Source organism: Streptomyces sp. NPDC088810, from assembly GCF_044750305.1.
GTDB lineage: Bacteria > Actinomycetota > Actinomycetes > Streptomycetales > Streptomycetaceae > Streptomyces.
Genome location: NZ_JBIVJQ010000012.1, coordinates 122,608 through 138,876 on the forward strand (window position 1 = coordinate 122,608; position 16,269 = coordinate 138,876).

A 16,269-nucleotide genomic window follows, 5' to 3' on the forward strand; every position below is an offset into this window, starting at 1 on the left:
CGTGTCAGCTGAGCGGATCCAGCGTCAGGTACGCCTGCTGCGGGCTGCCGTCGTGGACCAGGGACTCCTGGTTGCCGACGTCATCGAAGGCGAACGCGTACGCCTTCCCGTCGGCCATCTGCGCGTGGATCTTGCGCGCGTAGTGGTTGGTCACCGTGTCCTGGTAGAAGTTCGCCGTCGTGGTGTCCGGCTGGTTGGGGTTCACCAGCAGGGTCGACCGGTTGAAACCGGCGCACAGCGTGCGGGAGATGGGCCCGCGGACGTTGTCGTTGGGCGCGTCCAGCAGCTTGTGGCAGCCGAAGATGCTGGCCGCGTCGGGCTTCTGGAAGCTGGTGACGACCGCACCGGAGGCGTTGGTGAAGTTCATGACGTTCCCGGAGACACGGCCGTAGTACTTCGTGTTCGGCTGGTCAGCGAACGGCGTGACGGTCAGCGTCGAGGTCGTGTACTTCTGCCAGACCCGGTTGACGTAGTCGTCCATCACGTTCGCCGGCAGCGCGCCGGTCTCCACGCCGTACAGCGGGGACAGCGCGCGCAGCACGGTGCCGTCGGAGCGGGTCTGGATCAGGCCGGCCCAGCCGCCCGGCTGTCCGCGCAGCGCGTTGAAGAAGCCGGTCCAGCCACCGGGTTTCAGGTGCCCGGTGCTGCTCACACTGCCGTCGGCCCGCTGCACCCCGACCGCGTACGGCGCCGAGAACATGTCCACCTGCGTGCTGTTGAGCCACAGTCCGGAGTCGTTGAGTGTGTACTCCGACCAGTTGAAGAGGATGTTCCGGTTGGGGTCGGAGGGGTTCTGCACGGCCGGCTGGACCAGTCCGCCGGTGGTGAGTCTGAAGTCCAGCTTCCGGCCGTAGGAGAAGTAGATCCGGCCGGAGAACTTGGGGATGCGGATCGTCTTGGACTGGCCGGCGGCCGGGCCGGGTATCGCCGCGTCCGGCGCGGGCGTCGGCGGGTTCCCGCCCGCCGGCCAGGCGTGGAAGACGCCGTTCGCGTCGGCCCAGCCCTGCTGTCCCGAGGACAGCTGGGTGCCGAGGTCGTAGACGTAGACGGGCTCGGAACGGCCCGAGTTGTTGGTGATCTTCAGGGGAATGGTGTCGGGGACGGCGGCATCGGCATGGTCCGGCGCGCCGAGGGCGAGCAGGCCGCCGAGCAGCGCCGTGGCGGCGGTCAGGGGCAGCGCGCGGCGGGTGAGCCTGTGAGGCACTCTCCACCTCCGTGTGGGGTCGGGGTCGTACGGAATTGGTCCGTACCTGTTTGAGAGCGCTCTCAGATTCATGCCGGGGCGAGTTCATGTCAATGACATGGACAGGAAATGCCGGCGACAGGAGGGCGTGAACGGGAGGAGGCGGGCACGGGTCGGCCCGGCGCGCACCGCTGGGCGGGCGCCGGGGCCCGGCGTCAGAAGGTGCGCTCGAGCAGGTCGAGCAGCGCGGCCCAGTGCCGCTCGGCGGCCTCCGGGTGGTAGGCGGGGGTGTCCGCCTGGGTGTAGCCGTGCGCGGCGCCGGGGTAGACCTCGCAGGTGTGCCGTACGCCGGCGGCGGTCAGGGCCTCCTCGAAGCACGCGATCTGCTCCGGGGGCAGCGACGGGTCGTCGTCCGCGTGCCCGAAGTACAGCTCCGCGGTGATGTTGCGGGCCTCCAGGTGCGGACTGTCCAGGTCGTCGGTGGCCAGGCGCCCGCCGTGGAAGCCGGCCGCCGCCGCGACCCGGTCCGGGTGGGCGCCCGCGGTCCACAGTGCGAGCCGGGCGCCCATGCAGTAGCCGGTCAGCGCCACCGGGCCGGCGGCCACGAGCGGGCTGTCGGCCAGCCACCGCAGATAGGCGTCCGAGTCCCGCTTGACCAGGTCCGGGGTCAGGGCGGCCAGGATCGGGCCGATCCGCTCCCAGATGGTCGGGTCGGCGCCCGGGTCGATGAACTCGGGCAGTTCCACGACCGGCGCCCGGCCGTGGCGGTAGAACACGTTAGGGACCAGCACCGTGTAACCGGCGCCCGCGAGCCGGTCGGCCATCGCACGCAGGTGCGGGCGCAGGCCGTAGGCGTCCTGGTAGAGCAGGACGGCCGGACGGGGGCGGCCGTCGGCCGGGTGGGCGAGGTAGGCGTCGGCGACGCCGTCCTCGGTGGGGATGTCGACGGCGCTCGCCTGGACATCGGTCATCGTGAGTAGGCCCTCCCTCGGGAATGGGCGGCGGGCGGCGGGTGCCCGCCCGGCGCCTCGGCTGCGGCCATGCTGCCACGCGCCGCGCGGGCGATCGCATCCGGCGTCCCGCCTGGTCACCCGAAGCGGCCGGTGTCCCCGGCGGCCCGGCTACTCGAAGCGGTCGGTGTCCCCGGCGCCCCGTCGGACGATCTCCGCCTCGCCGCCGGAGAAGTCGACCACCGTCGTCGGCTCGGTGCCGCAGTCCCCGGAGTCGACCACCGCGTCCACCACGTGGTCGAGCCGGTCCTTGATCTCCCAGCCCTGGGTCATCGGCTCCTCCTCGTCCGGCAGCAGCAGCGTGCTGGACACCAGCGGCTCTCCCAGCTCCTCCAGCAGCGCCTGGGTGACCACGTGGTCGGGGATGCGCACGCCCACGGTCTTCTTCTTCGGGTGCTGGAGCATCCGCGGCACCTCGCGGGTGGCCGGCAGGATGAACGTGTAGCTGCCCGGTGTCGAGGCCTTCACGGCCCGGAACACGTCGTTGTCCACCCGGACGAACTGGCCGAGCTGCGCGAAGTCCCGGCACATCAGCGTGAAGTGGTGCCGGTCGTCCAGCCGGCGGATGGAGCGGATCCGGTCCATGCCGTCCCGGCTGCCCAGCCGGCAGCCGAGCGCGTAACAGGAGTCGGTCGGGTATGCGATGAGCGCTCCCGAGCGGACCGCGTCGGCGACCTGGCCGATGCTGCGCGGCTGCGGGTTGTCGGGGTGCACGTCGAAGTACTTCGCCATCCGCCGAGCTTATGCCGTCCGGAGCCGCGAGGCGCGCACCCGCAGCGCTCCCGCCCGGGGGCACCTGTGACTTCATACGGAGTGAAAGAGTACGGCGGGTGCCGGGCGCGGGCGCCTGCGCGGCGGGCCGCGTGCACCGGGCCGACGGGGCCACCGGCATCGCGCGCCTGCCGGGCCGGCCCGGCAGGGGCGTGTCTGCCGAGTGGGTTGTGTCCGCCGTGCTGGCCCGTCTGGCCGGTCTGCCTACGGTGCGAGCCTGTCGGGTCGGCTGAAATCTGCCATCGCTGTCGGTCGGCCCGCCCTGCCGTACCCTCTCCACCGGGTCAAACCCCTCTCGTCGCGGTACCCCCGCCGTTTCTCGGATCGGCTGGATTTCGTCGGTGTACGGTCCGGATTGCAGGGCATCCGACCTCTGAGCCGCCCAGGGCCCTCCCCCCGCCCCGGGCGCGGCGTCTCCGCCGGCGGCCGATCCCCCCCAGGCCGCCGGCGGAGCCTTGTCCGCCGGTACCGGCCCCGCAGGGCCCGGACTCCGACGGACTTCAGCCCTCCAGCCGTACCGGGATCTCCTGCCAGCCGTGGGCGATGAACGACGGCACGTGGCGCAGTTCCCCGCCCGGGACGGCCAGCCGCATCGCAGGGAAGCGGGAGAACAGGGCGGGCAGCGCGGTCAGTGCCTCCAGGCGGGCCAGCGGAGCGCCGACGCAGCGGTGCACGCCTACGCCGAACGCCAGATGGTCCTCGGCCGCCCGGGCCGCGTCGAAGACGGCCGCGTCGGGACCGTAGTGCGCCGGGTCGAGGCCCGCGGCGGCGTACGTCGTGATGATCGCGTCCCCCGCCGGGATCGTCACGCCCCCGACCGTCAGCTCCGCCACCGCGAACCGCAGCGGCAGCGCGGCGATGGACGGATGCACCCGCAGCGTCTCCTCGACCACCGCCTCCCAGCCCACCGCTCCCGCGCGCACCGCCGCCAGCTGCTCCGGGCCGGTGAGCAGCGCGACCACGGCGTTGCCGATGAGATTGACGGTGGTCTCGAACCCGGCGCCGACCACCAACAGCAGTGTGTGCAGCAACTCCTCGTCCGAGAGCCGGTCGCCGTCCTCGTCCCGCACCCGGATCAGTTCCGTCGTGATGTCGTCGCCGGGGTGCGCCCGCCGGTGCTCGATCAGGGCCCCCAGCACCGTGCCGATCCGCTCATGCACCGACGCCGCGTACTCGGGGCCCGGGTCGGAGGTGTCCATGACGTCGGCGATGAGCCGGGCCGCGTCGGGACGTAACTCCTCCGGAACACCCAGGAGTTCGCAGATCATCCGCATCGGCAGCGGATGCGCGAGTCCGCTGCGCAGATCGACGGTGCGGCCCTCGGCTCCCTCGGCCTCCAGCGCGGCCAGCAACTCGGCCGTCAGGGCGGCCACGCGGGGCCGCATCGCCTCGGTACGCCGGCGGGTGAAGCTCGGCGCCACCAGCTTGCGCAGCCGGGTGTGGTCGGCGCCGTAGGTGGAGAGCATGCTGACCACGCCCACCCAGTTCGCCATCCAGTGCCAGGACGGGTGCCGGTCCAGCTCCGGCCACAGCCGCCAGTGCAGACGGGCGTCCTTGCTGACGCGGGGGTCGAGGATCAGCTCCCGGAGAGCGTCGTAACCCGTGGGCGCCCAGGCGGGGATGCCGCCGGGCAGTTCCACCGGGACGACGGGGCCGAGAGCGCGCAGCCGGGCGCTCTCAGCCACGAGGTCGGAGCCGAAGGGGTCCAGGGCGATACGGTCGGTGACGGTCACGACGGTCTCCAGACGGTCGGCCTCTCACGAGTCGGTTCCCGTCCATTACACCGCGTCAGCGGCTGTGCGCACCCGGTGTGGGCCCAACTCGCCGCGAAACCGGCCGAATCGGCACCTCACCTGGCCGCCGGCTCGGCCGGCAGGTCGAACACGTGCCGCGGGGAGATGATCCGGGTGATGGCCTGGCCGAACAGCGTGCTGGGTTCCTGGTTGTCGTGGTCGGTGTCGGTGTTGAGGACCACCACGAGGGCCGTCCGCGTCGCCGGGAGGTAGACGGTCAGCGACTCGTAGCCGGGCAGGGAGCCGTTGTGGCCGATCCAGCCGTGCACGTTGAAGATGCCCAGGCCGTACCCGACGCCCGGGATCGGCGTAGCCGGCGTGATGAGGCGCTGCCGCTGCGTGGCGCGGCTGATCATCCGCTTGCCGTCGGGCAGTTCGCCGGTCGCCACCGTGGGCGCCCAGATGCGCAGGTCGTCCAGGGTGGAGAACATCGCCCCGGCCGCCCAGCCCCAGGACGGGTTCCAGCCGGCGGTCTCGGCGACCTTGCCGTTCGCCGTCTGGTCGGTGTAGCCCTGTGCGTGCGGGCGGGGGAACTGGCTGCCGCTCGGCAGGGACGTGTCCTTCATGCCGGCCGGGTCGAGGATGTGCTGCTTGAGGTAGTCCCCGAGCCGCTGACCGCTCTCCTTCTCCACGACCAGGCCGAGCAGGATCAGGTTGGTGTTGCAGTAGGAGAACTTCTGGCCGGGCTGGAACAGCACCGGATGCCGGAAGGAGTAGGCGAGCAACTGCTGCGGGGTGAACGGGCGCCGGGGGTCGGAGGTGAGCGCCTTGAAGAAGTCGTCGTCCTCGGAGTAGTTGAACAGTCCGCTGCGCATGCCGGCCAGTTGGCGCAGGGTGATCTCGTGGCCGTTCGGTACGCCGTCGACGTACTTGTCGATCGTGTCGTCGAGGCCGACCTTCCCCTGGTCCACCAGTTGCAGCAGCGCCGTCACGGTGAACGTCTTCGTCTCGCTGCCGATGCGCGTGTACAGGTCCGGGGTCATCCTCCGTCCGGTCGCCTTGTCGGCGACGCCGAACGAACGGACGTAACTGCGCTGTCCCGGCGTCCAGATGCCGACGGTCACGCCCGGCACGTGCGCCTCGCGCATCACCCGCCGCACGGACGCGTCGAGTTGGCGTGTCACGTCGGGGGAGAGGGAACGGACGTCCGACGGCGACGGGCTGGGCGGGCCGGCGGCGAACGCGGCCGGTACGGCGGCCGGTGCCGCCCCTGCCGTGACCGGCGTGAGCAGCGTGCCGGCCAGTACGGCGACCATGGCCCCGCGGCGAAGGCGTACGGACGTAGGCGACATGGGCTGACTCCAGCACGTGAGGGCGACCGTGCGCGGGGCGGACGTCGGAGCCCGGACCGTGCCCGCAGGACCGTTCCAGCAGGCCTTCGAGCAGGCCCTTTCCGGCAGGACCTTCCCAGCATAGGAGCGGGATGCACGCGGCGCGCGTCGGCCCGAGGGCACCGCCCGTCACCAGCGGAGCCGGGCCGGGACCGGGGTGGCGGGGCGGGCCCCGGCACCGGAGTTCGGCTGGTGGGGCTGGTCCGCGCGGGCGGCGTTGAGCGGCGGGGTCTGCCCGAGGCGCCGGGTCGACTGGTCGGGCACACAAGGGTGGCGGGACCGGGCGGGTGGGGGCTTCCACGGTGCCGGGGGGGCTTCAACGGTGCCGGGGGGCGGGTGGCGGGGCGGCGGGGGAGGCCCCCATACAGGGGCCGGGTGGCGGCTGCACCCGCAGTACCGGGATCGACGGCGACGGCACGTCCGAGATGCCGTGGTGAGCCGGCGCGACATGTCCGTCCGCCGCCCCCGGAGCGGAGCGAAATGCTTGTCCGACGGGCGGAACGCCCCGTTCGGGCGATGGCCTCACCCGACCCGGTGAGCGGGCGGTGCGGGGCGTACCGGCGGCGGGTTCCGCACGTTGCCCCGGCATGAACCGCTTGGACTGGATGGACCGGATGGAGCGACTGGACCGGATGCGCGGGCTGCACCGGGTGGACCGCACCCGGGAGCCGATCTACGCCGGGCTCGTCGCGGAGTGGCGGGCGCAGGGGCGGACCGTCCCGGCGGAGCCCGACGCCCTGTGGTCCGCCTTCTCCGGCCCCGCTCTCGACGCCCGGCGCGGGCCCGGGCACCTCTGACCGGTCACCTCCCGCACAGCGGCGCGAGCACCGCCAGCGTGCCGTTGGCCTGCTGCAACGCGTCCTCCAGGAGGCCGGGCCCGTGGAGCGTGCCGGTGCCGTCGGGCGGGACGAGCCACTCCAGGGAGCGGGCGGGCCGGTACGGCGGCGGTACGGCGACCCAGGAGCCCTTGGTCGCGTACCGCAGTCCGGCGCCCACCCAGCCCCCCGACGGGTCCGGCGGCAGGAAGAACCCGACCCGGCCCGCCGCCGTGTCCACCAGCGTCGGCCCCGGCACCGGCAGGGCCGGCCGCCACAGCAGGTCCAGGGTGAGCAGTCCCAGCCGGTCGGGGACGCTCAGGACGTCCCAGAAGCGGCCCGCCTCCAGCAGTGCGAAGCCCTCGCCGTGGTCCCATTCCCATTTGCAGGCGCGCGGGTCGGCCGACGCCGCGGCCAGCCACTCCACGCCCCGCATCCACATCGTGTTCGTCATGCACTGCTCCGGGTGTCCTCGCTCGCCTGCCCGAGCGCAGGGAACGGCCGTGGCCGGGCACTTCGCGCGTCCACACGCCAACCCGGCAAATGCATCGTTGTAGATATTTCTACGTGACGGAAGGGGTGGCGAACCCTGGCGTTTGAGCCGGGACGTTCGAACTCCGTGTGCCGGTTCGTCAGTTGAAGACGGGCGCGCGTCACCCGTCCGTGGTCGATCAAGGCGATGACGCTCGATTCCGCTGCTCGTACGCTCGAATCAAGCGTGAGACATTGAAAACATCCGCCTTCCAGTCGTAGTCTCACGACATTCCGTCGCCGTTCTGTCGAGGTGTTCCATGGACCGCACGCGTCTGCACGCCCTTCTGGCCCGCGAGAGCGCCGAGGCCGAACGCCGGAACCCGCGCTCCCGGGCGGCCTACACACGCGCCGAGCATCTCTTCGGCCGGGTGCCGATGACCTGGATGAACAAGACCGCCGGCGGCTTCCCGCGCTACCTGGCCGAGGCCCGCGGTGCCCGCGTCACCGACGTCGACGGGCACACGTACATCGACTTCTGCCTCGGCGACACGGGCGCGATGGCCGGCCACTCGCCCGCGCCCGTCACCGAGGCGGTCCACCGCCGGTACGCCGAACTCGGCGGGGCCACCGCCATGCTGCCCACCGAGGACGCCGAGTGGGTCGGCGCCGAACTGACCCGCCGGTTCGGGCCGGCGCGCTGGAGCTTCTCGCTCACCGCGACCGACGCCAACCGCTGGGCGATCCGGCTCGCCCGCGCCGTCACCGGCCGGCCGAAGATCCTGGTCAACAGCTACTGCTACCACGGCAGCGTGGACGAGTCGCTCATCGTCACAGGCCCCGACGGCTCCGGGGTGCCCCGCCCCGGAAACGTCGGCGCACCCTGCGACGTGACCCTGACCAGCAGGGTCGCCGAGTTCAACGACCTGGCCGGGCTGGAGCGGGAACTGGCCCACGGCGACGTCGCCGCCGTGCTGATGGAGCCCGCCCTCACCAACATCGGCATCGTGCTGCCCGAACCCGGCTACCTCACGGGCGTCCGCGAACTGACCAGGCGGTACGGCACCCTGCTCATCAACGACGAGACGCACACCTTCTCCGCCGGCCCCGGTGGCTGCACCGGCGCCTGGGGCCTGGCACCCGACCTGCTCACCATCGGCAAGGCGATCGGCGGCGGCATCCCGGCCGGCGCCTACGGGCTCTCCGCCGAACTCGCCGAGCGGCTGCTGGCCCGCGGCGACCTCGACCTCGTCGACATGGGCGGCGTCGGCGGCACCCTCGCCGGCAACGCCCTGTCGGTCGCGGCCACCCGGGCCACCCTCGAACACGTGCTGACCGACGAGGCGTTCACCCGGATGGGCACCCTCGCCGAGCGCTTCGAGGCCGGCGTCCGGGCCGGCCTCCAGGCGCACGGGCTGCCCTGGTCGGTCAGCCGGCTCGGCGCCCGCACCGAGTACCGTTTCACCTCCCCGGCCCCGCGCACCGGCACCGAGTCCGCGGCGGCCTCCGACCCCGAGCTGGAGGACTTCCTGCACCTCTACCTCGCCAACCGGGGCATCCTGCTCACCCCGTTCCACAACATGGCGCTGATGTGCCCGGACACCACCGAGCGGGACGTCGACACCCACACCGAGGTGTTCGCCGCCGCGCTCGCCGAACTGGCCGGCTGAGAACCGGCCGGGGGAAGGAGCCGCGAGACGTGAAGGACATGGACGACATCGACCGGGCCATCCTGCGCGAGCTGCAGACCGACGGCCGTATCGCCTACGCCGACCTCGGACCCAGAGTCGGCCTGTCCGCCTCCGCGGCCCGGCAGCGCCTGCAGCGCCTGCTGGACTCCAAGGCGGTGCAGGTGGTCGGGGTCACCGACCCGATGGCCATGGGCGGACAGGCGATGGCGCTGCTCGGCATCGGTGTCGACGGCGACCCGCGGACCGTCGCCGACACCCTCGCCGAGCGCCCGGAGGTCGTCTACTCGGTGCTCACCTCGGGCGGCTTCGACCTCTTCGCCGAGGTGGTCGCTCCCGGCCCGAAGGCGCTGCTCGACTTCGTCAACGACGTGGTCCGCCCCATCGACGGCGTCCGCGAGATCCGCTCCTTCCCGTACTTCGGCATCCACACCCATCGCTTCCTCTGGGACGTGGGCTGACCGGCGGGGCAGGGCCGGGTCAGCGGGCCGACGGTTCGGGCGCCAGCACCAGGATGGTCGCGTCGTCGCGGACCGTGTAACGCTGCCGCAGCAGGTCCGCCCACACCGCGGCGGGCAGCTCGGCGGACGGGGTGCGGGCCAGGGCGGCCAGCCGCTCCGGCAGCGGATAGAAGGTGCCGGCGGCGTCCCGCGCCTCCCACACGCCGTCGGAGGCCAGGAAGACCCGGTCGCCCGGACCGAGCGGCACGGTGACCTCCTTCGGCCGGTCGACGTCGAGGAGCCCGATGCCCAGCGGCGGACCGGGCGCGACGGTCACCTCCCGCGCCTGGTCCCCGTGCAGCAGCACCGGCGCCGGATGACCACAGGCCACCACCCGCATCGAGGTCGAACCGGCGGCGAACTCCAGCAGGAGGGCCGTCGCGAACAGCTCCGCGTGCCGTACGTCCGCCGAGTCCACCGCCAGCCGGCGGTCCAGCCGGGCCGCCACCGACTCCAGGTCGGGCTGGTCCAGGGCCGCCTCCCGGAACGCGCCCAGCAGCGACACCACCGTCGCGACCGCCGACAGCCCGTGCCCCTGCACGTCCCCCATCACCGCGCGCACCCCGTGCGGCCCGTGCCGCACGTCGAAGAAGTCGCCGCCCACCAGCGTCCCGTCCTGCGCGGCCCGGTAGAAGGCCGCGCAGCCGACCCGTCCGACCCGCTCCGGCAGGGGCGGCAGCACGGCCCGCTGCACCGCCTCGCCGATCGCCCGCTCGGTGTTCAGCTGGGCGTCCCGGTGACTGCGCACATAGGACACGAACACGCTCAGCGCGGCCACGAACACGATGGTGAGCAGATCGGTGTCTCCGGGGCGGTTCAGATGCGTGGCCGGCACGTTCAGCACCACGACCACGCCCACCCCGAGCGCACCGGTCGCCGCCGGGCCGTACGACAGGACCGCCAGCGGCGGGATGGCACCCAGCAGGAAACCGAGATCGCGCGCGTGGGGCGTGACCAGCGTGGCCGCGCCGACGGCCACGAGCAGCAGCACGGGCAGCACCCGTACCCACCACGGCGGTGGCGCGCCCCGCAGCCAGCCGCGATCCTCCAGGTGCCCGCGCGACCACCAGCCGCGCACCGATGCCACATCCCCAAGCTACGCCGCCGACGGAACGCTCCGCGCGGAGAACCGGTCGGCCGCCGGCGCCTGTGCTGCGGCCTGATCAGAGGTGGGCGGCGTCGACGACGGCCTGGGCGAAGGTGCTGGGTGCTTCCTGCGGCAGGTTGTGGCCGATGTCCGCGATGGTGCGGTGTTCGTAGGGGCCGGTGAAGTGGCTGCGGTAGGTGGAGCCCTCGCCGGGCGGGGTGAAGGGGTCGAGGGCGGGGTCGAGGGTGATGGTCGGAACGTGGATGGGGGGCTGCGCCGCGAGCTGCTTCTCGTAGCGGTCGTAGCGGCGTTCGCCCTCGACGAGGCCGATGCGCCAGCGGTAGTTGTAGAGGACGATGGCGGCGTAGTCGGGGTTGCGGAAGGCCTGGGCGGTGCGTTGGAAGGTGGCGTCGTCGAAGTCCCAGGTGGGGGAGACGAGGGTCCACACGTAGCGGCACAGGGCGATGCGCTCGTCGACGTTCTCCATGGCCTGCTTGCCGCGATCGGTGGCGAAGTACCACTGGTACCACCAGTTGTGCTCGACAGCCGGGGCGGCGGGCGTCAGCTGCGCCTTGAGGTTGGTGATGACGTAGCCGGTGGTGGAGACCAGGGACGTGACGCGGTCCGGCCACAGTGCGGCGATGATGTCGGCGGTGCGCGAGCCCCAGTCGAAGCCGGCGAGCGCGGCTTCGCCGATCTTGAGAGCGTCCATCAGCGCGATGATGTCGAGGGCGATGGCGGACTGCTCGGCGTTGCGCGGAGTGTGCCGGGACACGAAGCGGGTGCTGCCGTGGCCGCGCAGGTAGGGGACGATGACGCGGTAGCCCAGGTCGGCGAGGAGCGGGGCGACGTCGACGTAGCTGTGGATGTCGTAGGGCCAGCCGTGCAGGAGGATGACCACCGGGCCGTGCGCGGGTCCGGCCTCGGCGTAGCCGATGTCGAGGACGCCGGCCTTGACCTGCTTGAGCGTGCGGAAGCCGGTGTGGGTGCCGGGGGTGACGCCGGGCACGGTGGGGGCGGGTGTGCCGCCCGGTTGCCGGGCCGCGGTAGCGCCCGTGGCGGCGGACGCGCTGCTCTGCGGGCCGGACAGTGAGACGGCGGCCGCGCCGGTGCCCAGGCCGACGGCCTTGCCGAAGGTACGCCTGTTGATCATCTGAACCCCTCCGTCGTGTGTTCTCCGGTGACCGGTCCGCACCCGGGAGACTCCGCGCCCGGGAGACTCCCGCTCCCCTCCACGGTGAGAGATGACTGCGGCTGGCGGCGCGCCGACTCTCGCACGCGGTACGTCACCTGTCAAACAAGTGACGCGCGGCGCTGCCCCGTGGCGACTGGTTGGTCGGCGCGCCTACCCAGGGTTGTCCGCGGCGACGGCGACGCCGGCCTCGACCCCTTCCTCACCTCCGCAGTGCGCGCCTCGCGCCCCGCCTGCCCCGACGGGTGCGGGCGCACGCGTCGCGCGACGGCGATAGTCACCACCTTGACGGGTGACGAAGGGCGCTGCCATGATTGCGTCACCGCCTGAACCGGTGACGCGCACATGTCCTGGTCGGCAGGCGCACCGAAGACCACTCGACCCAGATCGGGAGCGCAGTCATGGCAGTCAGCTACACCGCCGTCGTCGACGTCGACGGAGAGGGCCGCAACGGCGGCCACGTCCGCTCCTCCGACGGCCTGCTGGAGACGAGCCTCGCCCTTCCCGAGGAGCTGGGCGGCGCCGGCACCGCGACCAACCCCGAGCAGCTCCTCGCCGCCGGCTGGGCCGCCTGTTTCCTCGGTGCCCTCCGCCGCGCCGCCACCCTCCGAAAGATCCGGCTGACCAGCACCACCATCACGGCCGAGATCACCCTCACCCACGGCGACGACGGGGAGTTCTCCCTCTCCGCGGTCCTCAACCCGGTCCTCGGCGGCGTCGACCAGGCCACCGCCGAGGAACTCGCGCACGCGGCCCACCGGATCTGCCCGTACTCCAAGGCGACGCGCGACAACATCCCCGTCACCATCAACGTCGCAGCCGCCTGACGCGTCCCCTCCGCGACCGCGGGTCCCGTGCCCCCTCCATGCCCCCTCCCGCACGGGACCCGCCCTCACCGCATCCCACACCGCCGACCGGAGAGGAGCGCAGGTCATGGCCTGGATGGCGTGCACACACGTAGGGAACGCCGAACACCGCCGTCCCGCCGCCGTCCCCGGCGAGCGCCCGGCTCGGGACGCCGCACGCCCCGAAGGGCGCGCACGGCCCGCCGACACGCAGATGTGGAACTGGGTGGAGAGCGTGATGCTGTCGGGGTACGGCCCGTCGGGATCCAGCTTCCTCTGACGGCGGTCCGGCCCGCGTGCGGTGCCGGGAAGCCGTCTGCCGTGCCCTGGGGGCCTCCCCGGCTGGGGCTGGAGCGGCCTCCGGCCTCGCGGTGGCGCTAGCCGTGCACCCTGGCGGCGGGCGCGGTCTTCTTACGGGCCCGGTAGGCGGCGGCCTTGATCTTGTTGCCGCAGGACTCCATGCCGCACCATTGCCGCCGCATGCCCCGGGAGCGGTCGATGTAGACCCGCGTGCACTCCGGGTTGCCGCACTCCTTGAGGAGCGGGACGTCCGGCCCGCTCAGGAGTTCGACGGCTTGCCGGGCGACGGTCGCCAAGGCCTGCCCGGGGGTGGCCTCGGTGTGCCGCCCGGCCATGGTGAGCTGCGGTGTCGCGGGGGTCTTGCGCGCGGCACCGTTGACGACGGCGAGTGCCTCGCGGTCGAACTCCTCATCGAGCCGGCGGTTGGTGACGAGCCGGTAGAGGGCCTCGCGCACGGCGATCGCCTCCCGGATGTCGTCCTCGTCGCCGGGCGTGATCGAGTCCACGAGTCCGCACTCCACGTACCAGGCGTTGAGCCGCTCCGGCGTCACGAACATCTCGAACCGGGTCGAGCGCCGGGCGCGAAGGGTCGCCACGAAGTCCAGGGCCGGATGTCCGCACACGAAGACATGGTCAAGATTCACATCACCATCTTGACAGGTGACTGACGTTGCACGCAAGCATCGTCACCGTCCGGACCGGTGAAGCATCGGGGTGCTCGCGCTCGTACTGCCAGTCCCCAAGGTGCGTGGTTCATCCGGACATCCGCGCATCACCGTCTTGACAGGTGACGCGGGAAAGTGCACGCTGCCTCAGGACACCGTGCACGACCGAGGGAGCGGAGAAGGGTATGAGCGAGGAATCCATGTCGGACGCCGCGGCCGCAGCCCGGCACGCCCGCTACGGCCGGCTTCCCGAGCGCATCCGCTTCGAGGACATGACGGTGGAGACCGAGGCCGCGCCGAGCGCAGTGAAGAGCGCCTACGACCCCGAAGGCTCGTGGACGTACTACTCGTGCCTGGCGCTCGACCTCGGCCTGTAGCCCCCCGGACGCCGCCCGGTGTGGGATGCACCCGGACCCCTTGCCGCGCCCACGGACGCGGTGTCTACAAGGACCGGGCCACGAGCAGGGCGACGTCGTCGTGGTCGTCCGGGTGCCTCAGGCCGTACAGCAGGAGGTCGCAGGTCTCCTCCAGGGGCCGCTCGGGTGCGTCGAGGAAGCCGAGGAGGGTGTGCAACCGGTCGTCGATCGAGTGCTGCCGGGTCTCGACGAGACCGTCGGTGTAGAGCACGAGCAGGTCGCCGGGCCCCAGTCCGGCCGTGGCGGTTTCGAACCGGATGCCGCCGACACCGAGCGGCGCCCCGGAGGGCAGGTCGAGCAGCATCGGGGCCTCGCCGGTGCGGGCCAGCGCGGGCGGCATGTGTCCCGCGTTGGCCATGCGGCACTGTCTCGTGTGCGGGTCGAACACAACGTAGAGACAGGTCACGATGTAGTGCTCCAGATCGCAGGTGATCTTGTCCAGATGCTGCAGCACCTCGCCCGGATCGAGGTCCAGGTCCGCGTAGGCGCAGGTGGCCGTGCGCAGCCGGCCCATCGTGGCGGCGGCGTCGATGCCGTTGCCCATGACGTCCCCGACGACCAGGGCGGTCTTGTCGCCGGTCAGGGGGATGACGTCGTACCAGTCGCCGCCCACCTCGCTGGTGGCCTGCGCCGGCTGGTAGCGAGAGGCCAGCTGCAGGCCGGTGTGGTGCGGCGGATGGTCGGGGAGCAGGCTGCGCTGGAGGGTCAGGGCGGTGTTGCGCACGCTCTGGAACCAGCGGGCGTTGTCGATGGCGATGGCGGCACGGCTCGCCAGCTCACCGGCCAGGACGACGTCGTCCTCGTCGAACGGGGCCGGATTGCGGGTGCGTTTGAGGTCGAGGGCACCCAGCACCTCGCCGTGGGCGATCAGCGGTACGGCGAGGTACGAGTGGACACCGGAGCGCGCGAGCAGCGCCGCGGCCTCGGCGTCCCGGGCGATCCGCCGCAGATCGTGTTCGCCGACGTGCTTCACCAGGACCGGACGGCCCGTGTGCACGCACAGCGTGACCAGGCGGTCCCCTTCGTAGGAGGCGAGGTCGCCGGGGGCGTCGGCCGCACGCAGCGCCACGGTCGGGTGGGCCGCCCTCAGGGCGAGCGCGCGGAACAGCTCCGGCCCGTTGTCCGGCTCGCGCACGCGGCGGCAGGCCAGAGCGGCGTCGAGAATGTCCACCGCGACCACGTCGGCGAGTTCGCCGGCGGCGACCTCGGCCAGCTCGGCGGCGGTCTGCTCCACCTCGAGACTGGTGCCGACGCGGATGGAGGCGTGGGCGATCAGGGCCAGCCGGCGCCTGGCCCGGTCCGCCTCGGCCGCCGCGCGGTGCCGTTCGGTGACGTCGACGACCGACGTGGCGGCGCCGAGCACCCGCCCGCTCGGGTCCTCCAGGCGGTAGAACGACAAGGACCAGGCGTGCTCGTGCTCGGGGTCGGAGCGGGGGCGGCCCACGTGGTACTGGTCGAGCAGCGGAGTGCCGGTGGTGAGCACCTGACGCAGCGCGGACTCGACGGTGTCGACGTCGGGGAAGGGCAGGGTCTCGCGCAGCCGGCGACCGAGGTGGTCCTCGGCGGGGATGCCGTCGATCCGCTCCAGCGCGGGGTTGACCAGCAGATACCGGAGTTCGGGGTCCATGAGGGCAAGACCGATGGGGGACTGGTTGATCAGCCGCTCGCACAGGGCGAGGTCGGTCTCGACGCGCTGGAGCAGGCTGTGGTCCGCGGCGAGGCCGAGAGCGTAGACGTCCCCGAGGTCGTCGAGGAGCCGCATGTTGCGGAACTCCATCACGCGCGTGCTGCCGTCCTTGTGCCGGATGGGGAACGCGCCGGCCCAGCTCCGGCCCGTCTGCATGACCTCCGCGAACAGCTTGACGACCGCTTGCAGGTGCTCGGGGTGGATGATCAGGCGGGCCGCCGGTCTGCCGAGTGCTTCGCCCGCTGAGTAGCCGAACAGCTCCTCGGCCTGCGGGGTCCAGAACACGATGCGCCCGTCGGTGTCGAGGACCAGCGCGGCCACGCTCAGGACGTCCAGCAGGCTGGTCCGCCGGGGCGGCTCGGACTCGTACGGATCCTCGTGGGGCGGGAAGGGTTCGGCTGTCATCCCTGAGCCTCCTGTACCGGCCGGCGGCGCGCGCCGACCACCTCACCGCCACCGGCCGTACGGCGGCGAGCCCGGCCCCCGTCGGCGTCCGTCGTACGGCGGTGAGTCCG

The 16,269-nt window shown here is 72.4% G+C and carries 17 protein-coding genes; 6 read left to right on the forward strand and 11 right to left on the reverse strand.

Going from position 1 to position 16,269, the window contains the following annotated elements:
* Nucleotides 1-4: 4 nt before the first annotated feature.
* From ACIP4Y_RS31320 to ACIP4Y_RS31345, 6 genes are all read right to left on the reverse strand, one after another.
* Nucleotides 5-1,204, reverse strand: coding sequence for a glycoside hydrolase family 64 protein (locus ACIP4Y_RS31320; protein ID WP_401399015.1), 1,200 nt, complete (start codon nt 1,202-1,204; stop codon nt 5-7).
* 194 nt (nt 1,205-1,398) lie between these two features.
* The gene (locus tag ACIP4Y_RS31325) at nt 1,399-2,154 is read right to left on the reverse strand and encodes a dienelactone hydrolase family protein (RefSeq protein WP_401399016.1); all 756 of its coding nucleotides are present in this window, start codon (nt 2,152-2,154) and stop codon (nt 1,399-1,401) included.
* 150 nt (nt 2,155-2,304) lie between these two features.
* The gene (locus ACIP4Y_RS31330; protein WP_208030248.1) at nt 2,305-2,925 is read right to left on the reverse strand and encodes an L-threonylcarbamoyladenylate synthase; all 621 of its coding nucleotides are present in this window, start codon (nt 2,923-2,925) and stop codon (nt 2,305-2,307) included.
* A gap of 539 nt (nt 2,926-3,464) precedes the next feature.
* Nucleotides 3,465-4,697 (reverse strand): cytochrome P450, encoded by a 1,233-nt coding sequence (locus ACIP4Y_RS31335; RefSeq protein ID WP_401399017.1) that lies wholly within the window; start codon nt 4,695-4,697, stop codon nt 3,465-3,467.
* Nucleotides 4,698-4,813: 116 nt separating this feature from the next.
* The gene (locus tag ACIP4Y_RS31340; RefSeq protein WP_401399018.1) at nt 4,814-6,049 is read right to left on the reverse strand and encodes a serine hydrolase domain-containing protein; all 1,236 of its coding nucleotides are present in this window, start codon (nt 6,047-6,049) and stop codon (nt 4,814-4,816) included.
* Between the two features lie 168 nt (nt 6,050-6,217).
* Nucleotides 6,218-6,352 (reverse strand): hypothetical protein, encoded by a 135-nt coding sequence (locus ACIP4Y_RS31345; protein ID WP_401399019.1) that lies wholly within the window; start codon nt 6,350-6,352, stop codon nt 6,218-6,220.
* A gap of 323 nt (nt 6,353-6,675) precedes the next feature.
* On the opposite strand from ACIP4Y_RS31345, the gene ACIP4Y_RS31350 reads away from it, so the two are divergent.
* The gene (locus ACIP4Y_RS31350) at nt 6,676-6,885 is read left to right on the forward strand and encodes a hypothetical protein (RefSeq protein ID WP_358638924.1); all 210 of its coding nucleotides are present in this window, start codon (nt 6,676-6,678) and stop codon (nt 6,883-6,885) included.
* A gap of 4 nt (nt 6,886-6,889) precedes the next feature.
* On the opposite strand, the gene ACIP4Y_RS31355 is transcribed toward ACIP4Y_RS31350, so the two are convergent.
* On the reverse strand, nt 6,890-7,357 hold the full coding sequence (locus ACIP4Y_RS31355) for a hypothetical protein (RefSeq protein WP_401399020.1): 468 nt from the start codon (nt 7,355-7,357) through the stop codon (nt 6,890-6,892).
* 337 nt (nt 7,358-7,694) lie between these two features.
* Between ACIP4Y_RS31355 and ACIP4Y_RS31360 the strand changes: the two genes are divergently transcribed.
* Nucleotides 7,695-9,044 (forward strand): transaminase, encoded by a 1,350-nt coding sequence (locus tag ACIP4Y_RS31360; protein WP_401399021.1) that lies wholly within the window; start codon nt 7,695-7,697, stop codon nt 9,042-9,044.
* A gap of 38 nt (nt 9,045-9,082) precedes the next feature.
* On the forward strand, nt 9,083-9,523 hold the full coding sequence (locus ACIP4Y_RS31365; protein WP_358639021.1) for an Lrp/AsnC family transcriptional regulator: 441 nt from the start codon (nt 9,083-9,085) through the stop codon (nt 9,521-9,523).
* Between the two features lie 19 nt (nt 9,524-9,542).
* Here the strand turns inward: ACIP4Y_RS31365 and ACIP4Y_RS31370 are convergent, their stop codons facing one another.
* Both ACIP4Y_RS31370 and ACIP4Y_RS31375 read right to left on the reverse strand, forming a co-directional pair.
* On the reverse strand, nt 9,543-10,649 hold the full coding sequence (locus ACIP4Y_RS31370) for a PP2C family protein-serine/threonine phosphatase (RefSeq protein ID WP_401399022.1): 1,107 nt from the start codon (nt 10,647-10,649) through the stop codon (nt 9,543-9,545).
* Between the two features lie 76 nt (nt 10,650-10,725).
* Entirely contained in the window at nt 10,726-11,802 is a 1,077-nt protein-coding gene (locus ACIP4Y_RS31375; RefSeq protein WP_401399023.1) for an alpha/beta fold hydrolase, read from the reverse strand.
* Between the two features lie 440 nt (nt 11,803-12,242).
* On the opposite strand from ACIP4Y_RS31375, the gene ACIP4Y_RS31380 reads away from it, so the two are divergent.
* The gene (locus ACIP4Y_RS31380; RefSeq protein ID WP_401399024.1) at nt 12,243-12,668 is read left to right on the forward strand and encodes an organic hydroperoxide resistance protein; all 426 of its coding nucleotides are present in this window, start codon (nt 12,243-12,245) and stop codon (nt 12,666-12,668) included.
* A gap of 106 nt (nt 12,669-12,774) precedes the next feature.
* Entirely contained in the window at nt 12,775-12,966 is a 192-nt protein-coding gene (locus ACIP4Y_RS31385) for a hypothetical protein (RefSeq protein ID WP_401399025.1), read from the forward strand.
* Between the two features lie 97 nt (nt 12,967-13,063).
* Here ACIP4Y_RS31385 and ACIP4Y_RS31390 read toward each other — a convergent pair whose 3' ends face one another.
* On the reverse strand, nt 13,064-13,630 hold the full coding sequence (locus ACIP4Y_RS31390; RefSeq protein WP_401399026.1) for a CGNR zinc finger domain-containing protein: 567 nt from the start codon (nt 13,628-13,630) through the stop codon (nt 13,064-13,066).
* Between the two features lie 206 nt (nt 13,631-13,836).
* On the opposite strand from ACIP4Y_RS31390, the gene ACIP4Y_RS31395 reads away from it, so the two are divergent.
* Nucleotides 13,837-14,028: a hypothetical protein gene (locus tag ACIP4Y_RS31395; RefSeq protein ID WP_401399027.1), complete on the forward strand. Its 192-nt coding sequence runs from the start codon at nt 13,837-13,839 to the stop codon at nt 14,026-14,028.
* A 64-nt stretch (nt 14,029-14,092) separates the two neighbouring features.
* On the opposite strand, the gene ACIP4Y_RS31400 is transcribed toward ACIP4Y_RS31395, so the two are convergent.
* Nucleotides 14,093-16,159 carry a SpoIIE family protein phosphatase gene (locus ACIP4Y_RS31400; RefSeq protein ID WP_401399028.1) on the reverse strand — a complete coding sequence of 689 codons (2,067 nt, stop codon included), beginning with the start codon at nt 16,157-16,159 and terminating at the stop codon, nt 14,093-14,095.
* Nucleotides 16,160-16,269: the final 110 nt, after the last annotated feature.

What these genes read in the sequence shown, in the direction of transcription:
- ACIP4Y_RS31400 (WP_401399028.1), bottom strand. Translation starts at nt 16,159, where the DNA reads ATGACAGCCGAACCCTTCCCGCCCCACGAGGATCCGTACGAGTCCGAG.
- ACIP4Y_RS31355 (WP_401399020.1), bottom strand. Translation starts at nt 7,357, where the DNA reads ATGACGAACACGATGTGGATGCGGGGCGTGGAGTGGCTGGCCGCGGCG.
- ACIP4Y_RS31330 (WP_208030248.1), bottom strand. Translation starts at nt 2,925, where the DNA reads ATGGCGAAGTACTTCGACGTGCACCCCGACAACCCGCAGCCGCGCAGC.
- ACIP4Y_RS31395 (WP_401399027.1), top strand. Translation starts at nt 13,837, where the DNA reads ATGAGCGAGGAATCCATGTCGGACGCCGCGGCCGCAGCCCGGCACGCC.
- ACIP4Y_RS31375 (WP_401399023.1), bottom strand. Translation starts at nt 11,802, where the DNA reads ATGATCAACAGGCGTACCTTCGGCAAGGCCGTCGGCCTGGGCACCGGC.
- ACIP4Y_RS31340 (WP_401399018.1), bottom strand. Translation starts at nt 6,049, where the DNA reads ATGTCGCCTACGTCCGTACGCCTTCGCCGCGGGGCCATGGTCGCCGTA.
- ACIP4Y_RS31360 (WP_401399021.1), top strand. Translation starts at nt 7,695, where the DNA reads ATGGACCGCACGCGTCTGCACGCCCTTCTGGCCCGCGAGAGCGCCGAG.
- ACIP4Y_RS31350 (WP_358638924.1), top strand. Translation starts at nt 6,676, where the DNA reads ATGAACCGCTTGGACTGGATGGACCGGATGGAGCGACTGGACCGGATG.
- ACIP4Y_RS31325 (WP_401399016.1), bottom strand. Translation starts at nt 2,154, where the DNA reads ATGACCGATGTCCAGGCGAGCGCCGTCGACATCCCCACCGAGGACGGC.
- ACIP4Y_RS31385 (WP_401399025.1), top strand. Translation starts at nt 12,775, where the DNA reads ATGGCCTGGATGGCGTGCACACACGTAGGGAACGCCGAACACCGCCGT.
- ACIP4Y_RS31365 (WP_358639021.1), top strand. Translation starts at nt 9,083, where the DNA reads ATGGACGACATCGACCGGGCCATCCTGCGCGAGCTGCAGACCGACGGC.
- ACIP4Y_RS31380 (WP_401399024.1), top strand. Translation starts at nt 12,243, where the DNA reads ATGGCAGTCAGCTACACCGCCGTCGTCGACGTCGACGGAGAGGGCCGC.